The sequence below is a fragment of the Corynebacterium sp. HMSC073B01 genome (assembly GCF_001838255.1).
GTDB lineage: Bacteria > Actinomycetota > Actinomycetes > Mycobacteriales > Mycobacteriaceae > Corynebacterium > Corynebacterium jeikeium_D.
Map to the genome: position 1 here is coordinate 1 of NZ_KV836134.1, position 18271 is coordinate 18271.

Below are 18271 nucleotides of genomic sequence, written 5' to 3' on the forward strand. Positions count from 1 at the left end.
AGCCCCCGATGTGTCCACTTTCCGGGGGTCGGGCCCTACGGCTCGGTCTCTACTTGTCAGCAACTCAGCAACCGACCAATTACTTAGTCAGAGCCGCCTTGTCACCTGCGAGTCGTCGCCAAGCAGTGGCAGATGCGACACCCATCAGCGCACCCGCCCCCAGAAACACGCTGCCTGCACCCATCGCGGTAGCACCCACACCAGCAATCGGCGGCAGGATGACCTGCGCCAAGCGGTTACCCATTAGCCGGATGGACAACGCCTGAGCACGCACCTCGGCATCCACCAGGGAACTCACCCACGTCATCGACATGGGCATCACAAAGCCCCAGGCCAAACCGCAGATACCAACAGCAATAACCATGAGCCACGCACTCTGCAGCCACGGCATAGCCAAAAGCGGCATGACACCGGCACAAACTGCAATGATAAGGACCCGATTGCGATTAGCTTTGCGCAAAACAGTCGGCATGAGGGCTCGGGAAATAATCGCAAGACCACTACGCGCACCAAGGATCGCCGTCACCTCGGCAACACTAAAGCCCAGTTCACGTCCCAGCACCGGCACATATGCCGTCAACAGGTCAATGGCTACGATGACCGCAATTGAGACAGACATAGCGCTGGACATGCCATCGATACGCAGGATGCTTAAGACCGATGCGCCACTGGCTTCGGCCTGCGCCAGCCGCCTCTCCTCCATCCGGCTGCGGTCGCTAACAGTCGACGCCGGAGAATACTCAGTTGAGCTAGCAGCTTGCACTTCGGCGGCTGCATTTGCTTCGTGCCGTCGATAAGCAGTTGCGACCGGCCAGCCGATGACCAGGGCGACCGCACCGATTCCCGTCATCGTCCAGAGCGCGGAAGTGGTGGCGGTCATGGCGCTGCCGTCGTGGTTGGGAGTGAGCAGACCCGCACCGACGATGCCGAGGAACTGCCCGACGGAGATTCCAAGCGTGAAGTATGCAAAGAGGCTATCAAGCCCGGCGACGCCGCCACGCAGGTGCGAAACCATGCCTTGAGCGGCGATGAGCGTGGTCATGTGGGCAAAACCCAGGGCCACGTAGCCGATCAGAAGAATAGGTAGGTTCGGCGAGAGCGACATTACTGCTGCAGCGATGACGGTGGCGACGAGACCGGAGTACATGACTTCGGTGGCACGATGGCTGTCGACAAGCTTGCCGGCGGGAAGCGCAATAATAAGAGGTACAAGTGAAAATGCGGCAGTGAACCAACCGACGGTGGCGGCGGAACCGCCAAAATCGAGGACTCGCCAAGAAAGCAGCACGCGACCGCCGTTGAAAACCGCTTGCCCCAACACAGTAATGAGAACCAATAGGCCGAACCAGCGTCTCATACCTGTTTGTAACTCCCCTTCTCCTGTGTGGTCGCACTCTTCGCGGGGCGATTTCTTTGCACGTCAATACCTAAATTGATCGGTGCTTTCTCGTCGGCTCGCACTTCTGCCAACCCGCGAAGAACGGTCAAAGCAATGCGGCTTATTGAGAATAGTCCCTGAAGTTAAACATGTTTAGCGCATAGAATGAATTATTCGGGCATCCTTGTCGATGTAACCGGTTTTCTTATTTAGTTAATAAAGAATCAGGAATTAGGAGCCATGCTTGAACGCACATTGGTGTTCGTCGATACGTCATATTTACTGGCGAGCTTTTACAACTCGTGGGAAACCGGAGCCCGCGGGCAATTAGAAATCGACCTTAGAGAAGTAGTTAGTGTCCTTGACCGAATGATTAACCAGCAGCTGAACCAGCCAGTTCAGCGGCAACTTTGGTACGACGGCATCCCGGAGTCGGGGCCGCATCGTTACCAGCGCTCACTGCGCACGATTGATGGTGTGCAGCTGCGCGCAGGTCAGCTCATTGAATGGGGTGACCGACGGACGCAGAAGGCCGTCGATACGCGACTCGTCGCAGACATGGTTGTCGCCGGCCTGCGCAACCAAGTTTCCGATATCGTGCTGGTCTCGGGCGATGCGGACATGCTGCCCGGCGTCGCTGAGGCTTCGGCCGCCGGTGTGCGCGTGCATCTCTACGGCTTCGGCTGGGACTCCATGTCCGGTGCACTTCGCCATGCCTGCGATTCGACGACAATCCTCGATCCCCGCGAGGACTTCGCCGACGCCATGCAGCTCAATGTCCTCGAGGGCCCAATCCCACCGGTCGTCCGCACGAATAAGCCGCTGGGCGATGCCGAACCAATCGAAGATCTCGGTGCCACCTGTGTACCGGATACGCGCATCACTCCTCCGGGCGAGGACTCGCTTGACGACGGCACGGAGAACACTCCCTCCGCTGCCGACGGTGATGTTGCTTCGCCGGAGGCCGGCTCTCCGGAGGTTCCGCAGGACCAGCGCGTTGTGCCATCCCCCACAGCTGACCGCGACTCCGACTGTCGCAGCGAAGACAATGCCGCAGCCACGCCGACGGCCAAGGCCGACTCGCCGAAGTTCAACGAGGTCGAACACGCGGCCAAGATGGGTGCCCGGGAAATCCCGGCGCAGGCTGAGCACCGCGCTGAGGTAGAGCGCACCGGCGGTTTGGAAACTACACAGGTGGATTCCGCTGCTTCGGGCGTTTCGGCTGACTCGCCAACACAGCAAACGCAGCCAACGCAGCCAGCACAGCCTTCTCCAGCGGCCATGCCCGGCGCGACAGTCAACACTGGCAGTGGGGCTGGTAACGACACTGCGAACAACACCGGAGCCGAGAATGCAGGCGCGTCTGCCCCCGATTCCGCGTCGTCGACTGCAGTTGGCAGTGGGGGGTCGGCGACGGAGCCGTCGACAAGCGAAGACGGTGCCAACACGAGTACGCCGAAACCAAGCCCGCGGCCGAATCCTTCGATGATGGCGCCAAGGAGGAAGCTGCGTAGTCGATACGTGCCCCTGCCGAACGAGGTGTGGGCATCCGCGGGTTTTCAGACGCCGTTCGATGTGGGACAGCAGTACGCGAACTGGTGGTACGAGAATATTGCGAACGAGCAGGCGCGCGATAGTGCCCACTTGCTCTCTGGTGGTGGGCTGCCACCGGACATTGATCGTCCGCTGCTGCAGTTTGCGTGCGAAACCCTGCACGAATACACGCTGACGGAGACGCAGCGCGTCAATCTGCGCGATGGTTTCCACGCCGGTATCCGCGGAGTGCTGCTCGCGCGGAAGAACGGCGAATTGGAGTAATAGCGCGCCTCACGGATTCGGCAGTTTCGGTGGCTTCAGCACTGCTGGCGCTACTGTCGCTGCTGGCGCTGCTGGTGCGAGAAAGTGTCGGGGTTTATGTCAGTTTAGGGTGGTTTTTCCCGCTCAAACTGACATAAACCCCGACACTTTCTTGTTGACGATTGTTGGCAACTGGTGAACGCTACTTCGCTTCGTCTGCGTCCGTTGTGGTGTCCTCAACGGCCTCAACGGACTCGGCGGACTCGGCGGACTCGGCGGCCTCCAGCTCGCCGGCGTTATCCTTCGCGGCAGAACCGGATTCGAGAGCAGCGCTTTCATTATTCATCTGGGCACGAATTTCGGCCAGACGCATGTCGGCAGCGGCATCGCGAGTCGAAGTCTCGATCTCAGCCATGCGACCTGCTTGTGAGGATTCCGCGAGCTCCTGAGCGCCCAACGCATTGGCGTAGCGGCCTTCAATCTTCTCACGGACCGAATCCAAAGTCGGCACATTCGGATCCTCGGAAATACCCTGCATGCTCTGGAGAGTCTTCGACGCGGTCTCTTGCATCTTGGCCTGATCCGCCTGCGACTCCAGCTTGCGGATATCCTGCTTAATCTGCTCGTAGCGAGCCTGCGACTGCTGCGCCTGACGCTGTGCCTCCTCAGCAGCAGATACGGCCTGCTGGTGGAGCTGCGTAGTATTTTCCAGCTCCTTTTCAACATTCACCAGCTGGGTGGCAAACACCTCAGCAGTGCTTTCCATCTTCTGTGCAGTGGCCTCATCGCCCTTGGCACGAGCCTGATCCGCGTTGGCGAGTGCCTGGCGGGTGTTCTCGGTAATCTTGTCACGCTCAGAGGTCAACCGCCCCAGCTGCATTTCCAGCTGATTGCGGTTGCCGATGATAGCCGCAGCCTGACGCTGAATCTCCTGATGGCGCTGACGCTCGGCCTCAGCTGCCTGTGCAATCTGAACCTTCGGATCCGCATTGTCCTCGATTTTCTTATCAAACGAAGACATCATGTACTTCCAGCCCTTGGCAAATGGATTAGCCATGCAAATCCAACCTTCCTCAACATATGCGGAATAACTAATCGGAACCGAGAAGATTCCATCTCTTAAAAAATTGTACGTGAGCTAGCTCGCTCTCTCTCGGCAAACGGAAAGAGCTGGTTACCGACAAGCAAGACTCCCCCAGAGTTGTAAACTCTCTAAACATGGTTCATTGCCCTCAACGCGCGTACCGCGGACTTGCCGCGAGTCTCGCCGCGGTAATTACTCTGTCAGCAACTGCGCCGCTGGCTAACGCGACAGTCACCGCAACTGCTGACTCCACCAATACCGGCGCATTTTCGCAGGTAGTCGTCGCAGCTCCATCCTCAACGGAGCCGACTAAGCCCTCCGACGCAAAAACCAAGAAGACCACCGAAAAACCAGCAGGAAAGGCTCCCGAGAAGCACACAGGGAAAACCGCGGAGAAGTGGGCGGAACAGTCGGCAGAGAAGTCGGCAGAGAAAACCTCTTCAACGACATCGGAAACGTCCTCAACGGAGCCGTCGGAAAGCACTGCGAAAAGTGAGCCGAAGGCGTTTCCCCCACTTGTGCCAGGGGCGAATACCCAGTGGGGCCTTGGCGTCCAAACTCGTCTCGACCAGGTGACCGAGAAGTTTGATGCTAAGGGCGGCATGCTCGGCATGGGCATCCTGGATCGCCAGACCGGTGAGTTCATCTGCAACGCACACTGTGATGATGTTTTTCGCCTCGCCAGCCTGATGAAGGTATTCATCGCCGATGTCGTGGCCTACTCCAACTACACACAGCCGAAGAAGGGCGAGATCGTCGCTGGCCAGGGCGATATGCCGGTTGAGGGCAACCCTGATGCCATGCTGCGCGACGACATGATTCGATACTCCAACAATGAAGCAACTGACGAGCTGTGGGATTCCTACGGCGGTGTACGCATCGTTGACAATGTCCGGCAGCGCTACGGCCTGTCGGATAAGACCGTCGGCTCGCCTATGTGGGGAGCCACCACTAGTACGCCAGCCGACATGGTCGCCTACTTTGACCGCATGCTGAGCGAAGAAGGCGGACTGAGCGACACGGAGACCAAATACATGCGTCAGCTGATGTACTCACTGCCGCGTTACTCCTACGGCGATGCAGACCAGAACTTCGGTCTGCGTGCAGCGCTACCGAAGGAAACGATTGCCAACAAATCCGGTTGGTACGAAGAGCAGCACACCACTGCCGGGTTCCTTGGCGACGATGACCGTTACGCTATCGCGGTTCTGGGCAAAAACCTGACCGCCAACGACCTCACCGAAGCTGTCAAGCACGTGTTCCCGAGCGGGCAGGTTCTGCCAACAGGTGAGAAGGAGACAAAGCATGCCCGCACCAGCGCACCACTGTCGATTGAGGAAAACTCAAACAAAGTCGCTCCAGCCCTGTGGGCACTAGTAGCGGCACTCGCTGGCTTTGGTATTGGCTGGCTCATTCGTGGCCAGCGCGCGGACTAGATACAAAAAGTCCCCGCGGGCTTGAGGCGCGGGGGCTCATGCGGCAGTGCTCTAAGTTGGAAAACGCACAGTATGCGGACTAAACCGCAGAATTTACTCGGTAGCGCTATCCTGTGCGGCCTGCTCGGCAATCTGCGCACGGACATCATCCATGTTCAGCTCCGAAGCCTGGCCAACCAGGTCGCTCAGAGCGGTCTCAGGCAGCACACCAGAGTGCTGGAACAGCAGGATTCCCTCGCGGAAAACAAACAGCGTCGGAATCGACTGAATGCCCAGGGCGGCCGAAACCTCCTGGTTGGCATCGGTGTCCAGCTTTGCGAACACTACCTCTGGGTGCTTCTCCGAAGCCTTCTCATAAATCGGGGCGAACTGGCGGCACGGACCGCACCAGGATGCCCAGGCATCAACGAGCACAATGTCGTTGTTCTGAATAGTCTCAGCGAAAGTCTCGTTCGTAATATCAACAGTTGCCATGGGTCTAACTCCTCTTACTCTTTAACGTCGTGTTCTAACTTCACGTTCTTTACGTAGGTTTTTACCCGTTAGTTCCCCACAACGCACGCGGGAGTCGATTCATTCCCGCCGGGTTCGCGGGGACGTCGTAAAGCGGCGCGTGCTAGTGGTTGATGCGGACAGTGTTGGCCTGTTTACCCAGGCCATCGATGGTGATGATCATTTCCTGACCATCCTGAAGGTAGGTCTGCGGGCTCATGCCGTGACCAACACCCGCCGGCGTTCCCGTGGAGATGACATCGCCCGGGTTCAGCTGCACGAACTGTGAGATGTAGGCGATTAACTTCGCCGGGGAGAAAACAAGGTCCGCAATCGGGGCATCCTGGCGCAGCTCTCCGTCGACATATGTGCGCACCCGTGCGGAGTCCGCATCGAAAGCATCTGCTGTGAGCATCCACGGGCCGAAAGCACTGGCGCGCTGCAACGTCTTCCCCTGTAGCCACTGCGCGGTGGCGTACTGGAAATCGCGCTGGGTGAAGTCATTCATAATCGCGTACCCAGCGATAGCGTCCTGTGCCTGCTCCTCCGACACCCGCAAGCAGGTCTCGCCGACGATAACCGCGAGCTCGCCTTCATAATCGAGCTTTTCCGCGCAGGCCTCCGGCACTCGGATATCATCCTTCGCACCGGCAACGGCATCGGCAAACTTCGCGAATAGCGTCGGCACCTCGGGACGCTCGTGTCCCATCTCATCGATGTGGGCGGCATAGTTCAGGCCGACGCAAACAATCTTGCCCGGCCGCGTGATCAGCGGCGCGAACGCCCACGTGCTCTCCGCCATGACGTTGTCAGGGTTGTTCCCCGCCTCCGCCAAGAGTTCTTCCGCTTCACGACGCCACGTTGGCCGCGCTAACACATCTCCGAGACAGTGGTCATCAAAAAGGACCGCTACGCCGTCGCCGAGAACAGCGGCGCGGGTTGCACCCTGGTATCGCAACGTTGCTAGACGCATGGCTTTCTCATTTCTTCATGGCTATTCTCTGTGTCACTTCTGCCGCCTGATCGGCTCTCGGTTCCACGCTACCGCCTTGTTGAGCTGAATTAGGAAGCAGGTTCGCTCTTTGGCTGACGCAGAGCCTCGCCTTCAGGCTGGGAGGGAAGATTCTGGCTGTGCTGAAGAGCACGCTGTCCCGGCGTAGTCATGCGAACTACCCAAGCAGGACGGACGAAGAGCCATCCGGCACCGATGGCAAGCAGCAACCTGTGCAGACCGAGACACAGCATCGCCGCGATGATGGCCACCAGCGGCGTCATGATGACCAAGTGTGGGTCCTTCGGCAGGATGAGGTCGCAAATAATCATGACCACAACCAACATTGGAATGTGCATGAGGAAGATAGGCAGCGTTCGGCCGCCAACCTTTTCAAAGGGCACAACTAGGCGAGTGTTCTGCAGCATCGCCATAACATTGATTGCAGCCAGTGCGCCAGTGGTGGACAGGTACACGCGGGTGAAGCCGACGTTGCCTTCGTTAAAGCTCGCGTAGGTCGCCTGCACCCAGATTGCCACCGACAGGAACGCCGTCAGCGTCACTAGCAGTGAGAGGCCGCTGCGACGCTGTGCCATCCGGAAGATCCAGGGCGCACCGTACATGCCCAGCACATAGAAGAACAGCATCTTGCTGACAAAGTCCCACGACCAGCTGGATGAGGCAAAAGGCGCCCATGCACTAATGAGGCCTGAAACGATGAGCTGAATCACCGGATGTACCCAGCGGAATGCTCGTGTGAGAATTGCAAATAGCGCCAGCGCCCACAGGAACCACAGGTAAGAAGTTGGCTCGATGCCCGCGTGAAGCGTGTTGTAAATTCGCGGCCCCCACGCACTGTGGTCCGTAATCGGCGGCGGAGACACGATGCCATCGGCATCCACGTGCGTATATGGCATGAGGAAAAGCACGAAGTCACGCAGTGGAACCCAAATCACGTAGAGATAGACCATCACCCAGATTCGGCGATTGGCCAACTTATGCCACGACTCCTTGAGTGCCTTGCCGGCGAACAGACCAGATAGCAGGAAAAACAGCGGCATACGGATTGGTCCGAGGAAGAAGTTAATCCCCGCCCACTGCGCCGTGTAGTAACCGTGCGCTTGCAGCTCTGTGATGGCATGGCCAAGCACAACTAATAGAATGCACAGCCCCTTGGCCGCATCTACCCAGCCGACGCGCTGTTTCGGCGCACTCTTATGCCTTTTAGCTTTGGTCTCCGCTGCCACGGGAGCGGCAGTTGGTGACATAGTGCTTCCCCGCTTCCCGACGACTCCGCGTAACCCTCAAAACCTTCAAAACCGTCAACGCACGAAAACTCGCCCCATTGACTGTCACTCACCTTACCTAGCCACCCGGATTGCACTAATTCTGGGTGGCTAGGCGAGGCCCTAGAGAGAACCGCTGGGCTCCTCCGCCAGGTTGGCGAACCTGGAGTAGTGCAGCTGGTGGGCCACAGCAATGCTTCCGGTCGGTCCACCACGGTGCTTTGCGACGATAATATCCGCCTCACCAGCACGTTCATGGTCAGCCTCCTGCGAGTCCGGCCGGTAAATCAGCATGACGATATCGGCATCCTGCTCCAGTGAGCCCGACTCACGCAGGTCCGAGACCTGTGGCTTCTTATCTGTGCGAGCTTCCGGACCACGGTTCAGCTGCGAAATTGCAATCAGCGGTACCTCGAGTTCCTTCGCCAACAACTTGAGCTGACGGGAGAACTCCGAGACCTCTTGCTGCCTGGACTCGACTTTTTTACCCGAGCTCATCAGCTGCAGGTAGTCGACCACAATCATCTTCAGATCGTGCTTCTGCTTCAGCTGACGTGCCTTCGCGCGAATCTCCATCATGGTCAGGTTCGGCGAGTCATCAATAAACAGCGGAGCATCGCGAATCTTGTCGCCGACCTCGACCAACTTGGTCCAGTCCCGCTCATCCAGGTCACCGGAGCGCAAAGATGCCATGTTGATCTTCGCCTCTGCGGACATGATGCGCATCATGATTTCATTGCGCGACATCTCCAACGAGAAAATTGCGCTGGTCATGCCGTTGCGAATCGAGGCCGAACGCATGAAGTCCATCGCCAGCGTGGACTTACCCACACCCGGTCGAGCCGCAATAATCACCATCTGACCTGGGTGAAGACCGTTTGTCAGCTTGTCCAGGTTGGTGATCCCCGTCGGCACACCCTGCGCCAGACCGCCGTTTTGGGTAATAAGATCCAGTTCCTCCAGCGTGTCATCCAGGACATCGGCGATGGGAACGTAGTCATTCTTCGTGTTCTCACGTCCAACACTGAAGATGAGCTGCTGCGCCTCATCCACCAGCTGCTCCGGCTCCGTGTCCTCCGCGCCCGCATAGCCGATCTGGGCGATCTTCGTGCCGGCCTCTACCAGGCGACGAATTGTCGCCTTCTCCGCAACAATTCGGGCATAGAACTGCGCATTCGCCGCCGTTGGCACCAGGGAGGCCAAGGTGTGCAGGTACAGCGGACCACCGATGCGCTCCAGGTCTCCAGTTCGATCCAGACGACCTGCCAGCAAAATGGGGTCAATTTCCGAGGACTCACCGTAGAGGTGCAAAATCGCCGAGTAAATCGTCTGGTGCGCCGGGCGGTAGAAATCCTCCGGTGTCAGCTGCTCATACACATCCGCAACGACCTCGGAGTTCAGCAACATTGCACCGAGCACACTCTGCTCTGCCTCGATATTGTGCGGCGGCGTGCGCTCAAAAGTCGCGCCCGCGACGGCACTCGCACGAGCGCCACGACCACGGTCTCGCTCCCAGTCCCGCGCCCCAGATCCGCTTGCCGACGATCCTTTGCCCGAGCTCTGCGAGAAGGAATACTCCTCCGGTGGCGCATCCTCTACCGGCGGTTCCGGAGGCAGCGGAACGTCATCGAAAGAATCATCGTGGGAATTTACCGAGTAGGACGACGCCTCGTCCCCTGCTCCTGAATGACCACCATCACCTACAGGCTGACTCATCGTGAGCAGCTCCTCCCCTTCTGGACCACTTAGGTGCCTTTTCAACCCTGTTACTGACTGACCGTCACAGTCAATATGTCTGTTCCGACCGCCAGCACTGGACACCAGACTACCTACCGCAGTTATACCTGTTCGAGCGGATTGACGGACCTGTAAAAGTACCCTTGAAGGCCCCAGAAAACAATCTTCCACGGGGTTTATCCCCGAAGTTATCCACAGCTCCTGTGGATAGGCCTGGGGAGAACATGTGCACAATCAAGAAAAGTCCAGGTGAACGGTCCGTAACCCTAAACCGCCGCTTGAATGTTAACGGGGGTAGCAGAGTTTCAACCCGAAAATATTCTATCCACGCAGGTCAGTACATATTTGCCTTAATCCTGCACAAATGTAATCCTCTGTTGCCCCTTTAGCATCGATGCTGCTCATGCGGAGATTATTAACGATGAATTAATAAAAATCTCGCACTCTCCAGAAAAGTTATCCACGGCAGTCAGACAAGTTACCCACAGGTTTATCCACAGCAATCATCGTTAGCCTGTGGACAAGTTGTAGATGCTCTTTCCAGCACCTGCGTAAAAGGCTTTAAGCCAGCCTTAAACCACGAAAAGCCCCGACCTTTCACTACGAAAGATCAGAGCTTCACGTGTGCTGTTGTCATTGGGCCTCAGAGCCCGCGCACATCCTTAGGCGCGGCGCTCGTCGGCCGCCGTCAAAGTAAAAACTTTAAACCGCGAACTTACGCGGCGACGACCTGTACGGAAACATGCGCGGTAATCTGCGGGTGCAGCGCGATGTCAACGGTGTGCTTACCAAGGGACTTGATCTGGCTCGGAGCAAGCACGACTGCGCGCTTGTCGATAGCCTGACCGGAAGCCTTACGAACTGCATCGGCGATGTCACCCTTGGTGACGGAACCGAACAGCTTGCCATTTTCCGAAGCCTTCACAGCAACGGAGACGTTGTCGAGCGAATCAATCTTCTGCTTGACTTCACGTGCATGGTCGAGGTCGCGGATAGCGCGAGCCTCCTGGGCACGACGAATGCCCTCGATCTGCTTTTCTGCGCCGCGGGTGGCAACAATTGCCAGTCCGCGAGGAAGCAGGTAGTTACGTCCGTAGCCGGCCTTGACCTCAACGATGTCGCCTGCGACACCGAGCTTGTCAACGTCGGCGGTGAGGATCAGCTTCATGATCCCTGCCTTTCGCTGGATATGTCTTTAAAAGACTATGAGAATTGTGGATGCTAAATCTGCTGCAAACTAGTCACGTAGTGCCGTGGCTGGAAGGAGCTTAGAACGGAGGCTCATCGCCGCCGAAGCCACCACCGGCCGGAGGAGCTGAGTTCCACGGATCTTCCGCAGGAGCTCCGCCACCAAAACCGCGATCGCTCTGTCCACCCTGGTTGCCCTGGTTTCCACCAAAGCCACCGCCGAAACCACCACCGGCATTTCCACCCTGGCCGCGGTTACCGCCGCCAAAGTTTCCACCGCCGTTGCGTGGAGTGCGCGTGACCTGAGCTCGAGCGAACTTCAGGGACGGACCCACCTCATCGACCTCAACCTCAAAGACGGTACGACGCTCGCCCTCGCGGGTCTCGTAGCTGCGCTGGCGCAGACGACCCTGGACGATGACACGCATGCCTTTGGAGAGACTTTCGACAGCGTTCTCCGCTGCCTCACGCCACAGGCTGCAGGTGAGGAACATGCCCTCGCCGTCAACCCACTGGCCATCTCGGTACACCCGCGGAGTCGACGCGACGCGGAAATTCGCCACGGCAGTGCCGTTCTGGGTGTACTTAAGCTCCGGGTCAGCAACCAAGTTGCCAACCACTGTGATTTGTACGTCTCCCTGAGCCATGCTTCTTCTCCTCGGTTGTATTCTGTCGAGCTGATGATGGGGCTTTCGCCCGCTATCCTACGGCTTTCGCACTACCGGTGTGCCCCATTCGAGCACTCTGGATACGCAAATATGACGCAGATTAACGATCAACCCGCAGCACCTTGGTGCGCAGGATGCTGTCGTTCAGATTCAGACGACGGTCGAGTTCCAGCACGGATGCGGACTCGCAGGTGAGGTCGACGACAACGTAGATGCCGTCTTCCTTCTTCTCGATCGGGTAGGCGAGGTGGCGCTTACCCCAGATGTCCACCTTCTCCACCTTGCCGTTCTCCTTGCGGACAACGTCGAGGTACTTCTCCAGGGACGGGCCTACGGTGCGCTCATCCTGAGACGGATCGATAATAATCATTACTTCGTAGTGACGCACGGACCTCATCACCTCCTATGGTCTAGTTCTTGTATTTCGGCTACACAGCGTGGTGCGCTGGCACTATCTTTCATGCCAACCGCTATGCAGCAGGAGGATCGTTGCGTCAAGCAACCCTGCCAGGGTACCGCAGGCAGAGGTATATGTCCTAATCGCAGGCGCCGTCGGCAAGCAGTACTGGCAAGCGGCGTCGGAGCACCGAATAGAAAGAGACGCACACAGAGCTACTGCGTGCGTCTCTTTGAATTGTGAAGTTGTCGCGTGCTTTGTGGGCGGTTAGCGCTCTAGCAGCTGGCTACCTGACCTGCGTCCTACATTGATGTCGAGGAAGCATGTGCCAACGCAATAATCACCGGAATGACTGTCGCGAATAGGAAGGCTGCCAGGCACAGAGCCCAAATGATTGCCGGTTTCCACTTCTGCATGAAGCCCCAAAAGGCCGTGCCGAACATCAGGAAGCCGATCGCGACGCAGACAATGGTGAAAATCACCCACGTATCCACTTACTGTCCACCTCCAGGGTTACCGGGGTCTCCGCCGCCTTCATTGCCACCGCCGAAACCACCGCCTCCCGGAATCGGGATGGGCAGTAGGTCAGCGATTCCGCCGCCACCGCCGCCGCCATCGCCACCCGGAACCGGAAGCGGTGCAGGCTGCTCCTCGGAGGACTCAGAGGTCGACTCCTCGGCAGACTCCTCTTCGGTAGTCTCCGGGGCAGATTCCTGGTCATAGCCAGAGTCAGAGGTCGACGGCGCCTGGTACTGCGGCGCACCTGCGACACCACCGATTGGTTCCGGCTTCGTGAAGTACTCAAAGTCCTCGTTAGCCAGTGCGTTATCCATGGTGTACTTCCACAAATCGCCCGGGGTTTGGGCACCGTACATGATGCCACCGTAGGAGTTGTAGAGCGCCGAACCATCGACATTGCCAACCCATACTGCGGTCGACAGCTGCGGCGTCGAACCAATCATCCACGCATCCTTGTTCTGGCCGGTGTCACCCAACTGCGTAGTACCGGTCTTGGCAGCCGACGGGCGACCACCACTCAAGGGCTTGTTGCTGTAGCCAGCAACAGGCTCCATAGCTGATATCACATTGGTGGCCACTGCCTTGGAAACTCGACGGTCGCCCTTGTCGGCATTGGACTCGTAAACAATCTCGCCCTTGGAGTTTTCGACCTTGTCGACGAAGTGAGTCTGCTGATAGACACCATCGTTGGTCAGCGTAGCCAGACCAACAGCCATATCCAGCGGACGTGAGAGGTACTGCCCCAAGGTAATACCGTCCTGCGAGTGACCGTTGTCATCCATCAGAGTCTTTTCAATACCTGGGATGGACTCAGCCACGCCCAGACGATGAGCCATTTTGGCGGTGTCATCCGGGCCATTCTTCAGGTCGCGCTGCAGGCGAATAAACGGGGTGTTCAGCGACTGCTTCAGGGACTCGTAAATCGGGAGGACGCCACCGCCGGCACCACCGGCGTTGTACAGAGTGGCGTTACCGGACTGGACAGGTGCCGAAGAGTACTGCGCGGTCAGAGGAATGCCCTGATCGAGCGCTGCTGCCAGCGCAAAAATCTTGAAAGTAGAACCGGTCTGCAGACCGCTGTTCGCGTAGTCCCAACCAGTCGGATCGTCGCCACCGTAGTAGGCGCGGACAGCACCGGTCTTTGGCTCCACCGAAACGATGGCAGCACGCAAACCCGTTGACTGATCGACGTAGTTTTCCATCGCATCCAGGGCAGCCTGCTGCACCGTCGGGTCAATGGTCGTCGTAATGCGTAGACCGCCAGTGTTGACCTCCTGCTCGGAGATACCTTCGCGCTCCAACTCAGCCAGCACCTGATTCTTAATCATGGCAGCCGGGCCGGGCTCCGGAGCCTGCTTCGGCGCCAACGCCGGATCGATGGTCTCCGGGTACTGCATTCCCGCGCGGTTCTGCGGCGAGACGATGTTCATCTCCACCAGACCATCGAGGACGTAGTTCCAACGCTGCTCCGCCTCTGGACGGTTTGTCCACGGATCCAGTGCGGATGGACGCTGAATCGAGGCTGCCAGCACAGCACCCTCTTCGGCATTCAGCTCACCGACTTCCTTACCGAAGTAGGCCTTCGACGCTGCCGCGATACCGTATGCGTTACGACCGAAGTAAATCGTGTTGAGGTAGGCCTCAAGGATTTCGTCCTTAGTCCACTCCCGCGCCATCTTCGCCGACATGACCAGTTCCTTGGCCTTACGGGTCAGCGTGCGCTCATTGCCCACCACAGCATTCTTGACGTACTGCTGCGTAATGGTCGAGCCGCCACCGGCACTGGAATTACCAGTCACGACTCCCAGAGCCGCACGGGCATAACCAGTCAAGGAGAAACCCGGGTTGGTATAGAAATCACGATCCTCAGCTGCCAGCACTGCATTGCGTACAGCATCCGGCACCTTGTCGATAGTGATGTTGCTTCGGTTACCGCCCTCGGGGACGATGCGCGTGATTTCCTTTTCACCAGTACGGTCATAAATCACCGCAATCTGGCTATTTGCCAACTCTTCTGGCTCCGGCACGTCCGTTGTTGCATAAGCGACACCGAACACAACTAGCGGCAACAGCACGACCAGCGCCACGGCTAGACCGAGCCACGCTAAAATTCGCCGCTTATTATCAGTCGGCTGTTCTTCTTGCGCCATCGAGCTTTCCTCTTCATGGTCATCTGGTTCATGGTCATCTGGGGCGTACTGCCCCTTCGCCGGGTTCGGCTCGCTTGCCGACGTCATCTCTGAATCAGTAGCCAGACCCTCGTCACTGCCACCGACCGAAACAGCATCAATGCTGTCGCTGGAATCGTCGTCAAGCGATGCGTCATCGGAGCGTGCGTGCGTATTGAAGGAATCAGCATCCGGCTGATCCCACCACTCGCCTGATGAATTAGAACCCTGGCCCTCGTGAGGGCTGTTAGGACCGCCTGGGCTATCGGGTCGATCATTGCTCACGGGTGCTCTCCCTAGTTTTCTGACTCTTCTCGAGCTGCCTGAAGTGTCCGGGTCAGGAAACTCCACTTGCAGTCGGGGCACACCTCAACTTCTTTGACGGTGCACGAACCATATTCATTAACTATTGCGGATAATTCGTTTTCAGTACAAGCAGAGCCGGAACGACGGCCCAAGTTTTCTCCGAACACCCAGAATACGAGTCGGAGGTCGAATTTGCGACATACTGGGCACTCTTCCTGGGACTTTCTGCCGTGAAAACGCGCGGCAGCGACCAGCCGAGCATCGGCATCACAGAGTGATTTCCGTGAAATCTCCCCTACACGCCACTGCTCCAATAACTGCTTCTTGAGCAAGGAGTGATCAATCTCGCCCTGCCATGTCATCACGAAGACAGATTAGCAGGCTCGTGCGGGCTGATTTCACCCCCGCTTTATCGGTAAACACATGCCCCCTCGCGGTTCGGGCATCGGCAAAAAACGCATAAAGGTATAACGTCACGCTCGTTACCTCAATGCGCGCACCCACTCACGGCCGCACCGCTGGCACAAGGCCCTGGTGCGGGGTCCTGATGCTAGGTCCTGATGCGAGTTCCCGGTGTGAGTTCCCGGCGCGAGGTCAAAGCCTCCGAGCACATAGTTTCAAGGAGAATTACCAAATGAGTTCAATTCGCGTCGCTATCGTCGGCGTCGGCAACTGCGCCTCTTCCCTGGTGCAGGGTGTCGAGTTCTACCGCGATGCAAAGCCCGATGAGACCATTCCTGGCCTCATGCACGTCGTCTTCGGCGACTACCACGTCTCCGATGTCGAGTTCGTCGCAGCTTTCGACGTTGACGACAAGAAGGTCGGCAAGGACCTCTCCGAGGCCATTGTTTCCTCCGAAAACTGCACCATCAAGATTGCCGATGTCCCGACTCTCGGCGTTGAGGTTCAGCGCGGCCCGACCCTGGACGGCGTTGGCAAGTACTACGCGGACACCATCGACGAATCCCCGGCTGAACCGGTCGACGTAGTTCAGGCGCTGAAGGACGCCAAGGTCGATGTCCTGGTCTCCTACCTGCCGGTCGGTTCCGAGCAGGCCGACAAGTTCTACGCACAGTGTGCCATTGACGCTGGTGTGGCCTTCGTCAACGCCCTGCCGGTCTTCATCGCATCCGACCCGGAGTGGGCCAAGAAGTTCGAAGACGCGGGCGTTCCGATTGTCGGCGACGATATCAAGAGCCAGGTCGGCGCAACCATCACTCACCGCGTCATGGCCAAGCTATTTGAGGACCGTGGTGTTCGCCTCGAGCGCACCCTGCAGCTCAACGTCGGCGGCAACATGGACTTCAAGAACATGCTCGAGCGCGACCGTCTCGAGTCCAAGAAGATCTCCAAGACCCAGGCTGTCACCTCCAATCTCACCGGTCCACTGGCCGGCAAGATTGATGACCGCAACGTCCACATCGGCCCGTCGGACTGGGTGGACTGGCTGGATGACCGCAAGTGGGCCTACGTCCGACTCGAGGGCAAGGCCTTCGGCGAGGTGCCGCTGAACCTTGAGTACAAGCTCGAGGTCTGGGACTCCCCGAACTCCGCCGGCATCATCATCGATGCTGTTCGCGCAGCTAAGATCGCCAAGGATCGCGGCATCGGCGGCCCGGTTTACGCCGCTTCTTCCTACCTGATGAAGTCCCCGCCGAAGCAGCTTGCCGACGATGTTGCGCGAGCACAGCTCGAAGCATTTATTAAGGGCGAAGACTAAAAGGTACAAGCACTCAAAAGTACAAGCGAGCAGCTCCGAGAGCATGTTCCTTGAAAAGCGCCAGCCGGTTACCCATGCAGTAGCCGCTGGCGCTTTTGTGCTCCTCTATCCCCTGTCCTCCCCGCTTCCTTCCACGCCCTTCTCGCCCTACTCGCTGCTGCGCCCACCTCGTCCCTGCCATGGATGCGTGCGCTGCAGCCGTCGTAAAGCTGACAGCAATACATCCGAGAGGATTGATTCGCGAGATATATCACAAGTCGAAAGTATTCGCGAGAGTAGCCGCATGGCTACCTCCAACCCAAAGTTCTAAGTACAGAAGAAGTGACACTTTAGGGGGTTTCTGCCAGCACCGAAAAAACCTTATACGCAGATAGGTTTAATGCTTTGTACTGGGGCTTTAGATGATTGGTGGAAGATTCCTGGTGATTTCATTGCCGAAATCACCAGTTGTAGAAAAATAAATAGCACCCCAAATAAATTTCGTATTGGCAACTAGCACTGTTCGCATATAACATCGTCGCTATGACATTATCTTCGGGCTCGATTGGCAATCCTGATGCCGTTACTCCTCTGTCGCTCGCTAAGCGCATTCGCCCTCTTCTGACTCGCGCTGAGCTGCTCTACAGCCGCCGCTCCTCGGAGTCCCAGCTCAGCCGCGCGCAGCTGTCCATCATGATGACCCTGGAGGCACTGGGTGCCTGCCGTATCAGCCAGTTGGCTGAGGCCGAGGCCATCCGCATGCCCACCGCCTCCAACGCCGTGCACCACTTGGAGGTCGCCGGCATGGTGGAGCGCGTCCGCGACAGCAAAGACCGCCGTGGCGTCCGCGTTGAACTGACCGACCGTGGCCGTGAAGAGCTGCACCGCGTTTCTGAAGAGCGCAATCAGCAGATGGCTGAGATGTTCAGCACGCTGACCCAGGAAGAGCTGGAGTTTGGCGCTGGTCTTGAGACGATTCTGTCCAAGATCCTCGAAAACTACCCGGAGCACCCAAAGACAAACCCAAGCGTCTAGTCTCTTTTCCAGCTAGCCCTGCCACCTTTAAGCCCACAGGCAGGATACATAGCTTTTACACTTCCTCGGTGCCGTTTTAAATATGCCCGC

At 57.9% G+C, this 18271-nt stretch carries 16 protein-coding genes; 4 read left to right on the forward strand and 12 right to left on the reverse strand.

Annotated features, from left to right (window positions below):
- Nucleotides 1–79 precede the first annotated feature (79 nt).
- Complete coding sequence (locus tag HMPREF2849_RS00125) at nt 80–1357, reverse strand: MFS transporter (RefSeq protein ID WP_070429051.1); 1278 nt, start codon at nt 1355–1357, stop codon at nt 80–82.
- Nucleotides 1358–1618: 261 nt separating this feature from the next.
- Here HMPREF2849_RS00125 and HMPREF2849_RS00130 point away from each other — a divergent pair, with 261 nt between their 5' ends.
- Nucleotides 1619–3196 carry an NYN domain-containing protein gene (locus HMPREF2849_RS00130; protein WP_070429052.1) on the forward strand — a complete coding sequence of 526 codons (1578 nt, stop codon included), beginning with the start codon at nt 1619–1621 and terminating at the stop codon, nt 3194–3196.
- Between the two features lie 181 nt (nt 3197–3377).
- On the opposite strand, the gene HMPREF2849_RS00135 is transcribed toward HMPREF2849_RS00130, so the two are convergent.
- The gene (locus HMPREF2849_RS00135; protein WP_070862418.1) at nt 3378–4232 is read right to left on the reverse strand and encodes a PspA/IM30 family protein; all 855 of its coding nucleotides are present in this window, start codon (nt 4230–4232) and stop codon (nt 3378–3380) included.
- A 161-nt stretch (nt 4233–4393) separates the two neighbouring features.
- Here HMPREF2849_RS00135 and HMPREF2849_RS00140 point away from each other — a divergent pair, with 161 nt between their 5' ends.
- On the forward strand, nt 4394–5695 hold the full coding sequence (locus tag HMPREF2849_RS00140; protein ID WP_070429054.1) for a serine hydrolase: 1302 nt from the start codon (nt 4394–4396) through the stop codon (nt 5693–5695).
- Nucleotides 5696–5788: 93 nt separating this feature from the next.
- On the opposite strand, the gene trxA is transcribed toward HMPREF2849_RS00140, so the two are convergent.
- From trxA to HMPREF2849_RS11090, 10 genes are all read right to left on the reverse strand, one after another.
- Nucleotides 5789–6169 (reverse strand): thioredoxin, encoded by a 381-nt coding sequence (gene trxA / locus HMPREF2849_RS00145; RefSeq protein WP_070429055.1) that lies wholly within the window; start codon nt 6167–6169, stop codon nt 5789–5791.
- Between the two features lie 142 nt (nt 6170–6311).
- Complete coding sequence (locus HMPREF2849_RS00150; protein ID WP_070429056.1) at nt 6312–7160, reverse strand: fumarylacetoacetate hydrolase family protein; 849 nt, start codon at nt 7158–7160, stop codon at nt 6312–6314.
- 89 nt (nt 7161–7249) lie between these two features.
- Entirely contained in the window at nt 7250–8446 is a 1197-nt protein-coding gene (locus HMPREF2849_RS00155; RefSeq protein ID WP_070439166.1) for an acyltransferase family protein, read from the reverse strand.
- 141 nt (nt 8447–8587) lie between these two features.
- Nucleotides 8588–10180, reverse strand: a complete 1593-nt coding sequence (dnaB, locus tag HMPREF2849_RS00160) for a replicative DNA helicase (protein WP_070439169.1) — start codon at nt 10178–10180, stop codon at nt 8588–8590.
- A 736-nt stretch (nt 10181–10916) separates the two neighbouring features.
- Nucleotides 10917–11369 carry a 50S ribosomal protein L9 gene (gene rplI / locus HMPREF2849_RS00165; RefSeq protein WP_005511982.1) on the reverse strand — a complete coding sequence of 151 codons (453 nt, stop codon included), beginning with the start codon at nt 11367–11369 and terminating at the stop codon, nt 10917–10919.
- Between the two features lie 100 nt (nt 11370–11469).
- The gene (locus tag HMPREF2849_RS00170; protein ID WP_005511984.1) at nt 11470–12036 is read right to left on the reverse strand and encodes a single-stranded DNA-binding protein; all 567 of its coding nucleotides are present in this window, start codon (nt 12034–12036) and stop codon (nt 11470–11472) included.
- Nucleotides 12037–12157: 121 nt separating this feature from the next.
- Nucleotides 12158–12445 carry a 30S ribosomal protein S6 gene (rpsF, locus tag HMPREF2849_RS00175; protein ID WP_070439172.1) on the reverse strand — a complete coding sequence of 96 codons (288 nt, stop codon included), beginning with the start codon at nt 12443–12445 and terminating at the stop codon, nt 12158–12160.
- 311 nt (nt 12446–12756) lie between these two features.
- Nucleotides 12757–12948, reverse strand: coding sequence for a hypothetical protein (locus HMPREF2849_RS00180; RefSeq protein WP_016421704.1), 192 nt, complete (start codon nt 12946–12948; stop codon nt 12757–12759).
- Nucleotides 12949–15426, reverse strand: a complete 2478-nt coding sequence (locus tag HMPREF2849_RS00185; RefSeq protein ID WP_070862419.1) for a transglycosylase domain-containing protein — start codon at nt 15424–15426, stop codon at nt 12949–12951.
- 11 nt (nt 15427–15437) lie between these two features.
- Nucleotides 15438–15809, reverse strand: coding sequence for a DUF5318 family protein (locus HMPREF2849_RS11090; protein ID WP_240593405.1), 372 nt, complete (start codon nt 15807–15809; stop codon nt 15438–15440).
- A gap of 272 nt (nt 15810–16081) precedes the next feature.
- Here HMPREF2849_RS11090 and HMPREF2849_RS00190 point away from each other — a divergent pair, with 272 nt between their 5' ends.
- Together HMPREF2849_RS00190 and HMPREF2849_RS00195 are read left to right on the forward strand one after the other, a co-directional pair.
- The gene (locus HMPREF2849_RS00190) at nt 16082–17167 is read left to right on the forward strand and encodes an inositol-3-phosphate synthase (RefSeq protein ID WP_016421706.1); all 1086 of its coding nucleotides are present in this window, start codon (nt 16082–16084) and stop codon (nt 17165–17167) included.
- 522 nt (nt 17168–17689) lie between these two features.
- Entirely contained in the window at nt 17690–18181 is a 492-nt protein-coding gene (locus HMPREF2849_RS00195) for a MarR family winged helix-turn-helix transcriptional regulator (protein WP_016421708.1), read from the forward strand.
- Nucleotides 18182–18271 lie beyond the last annotated feature (90 nt).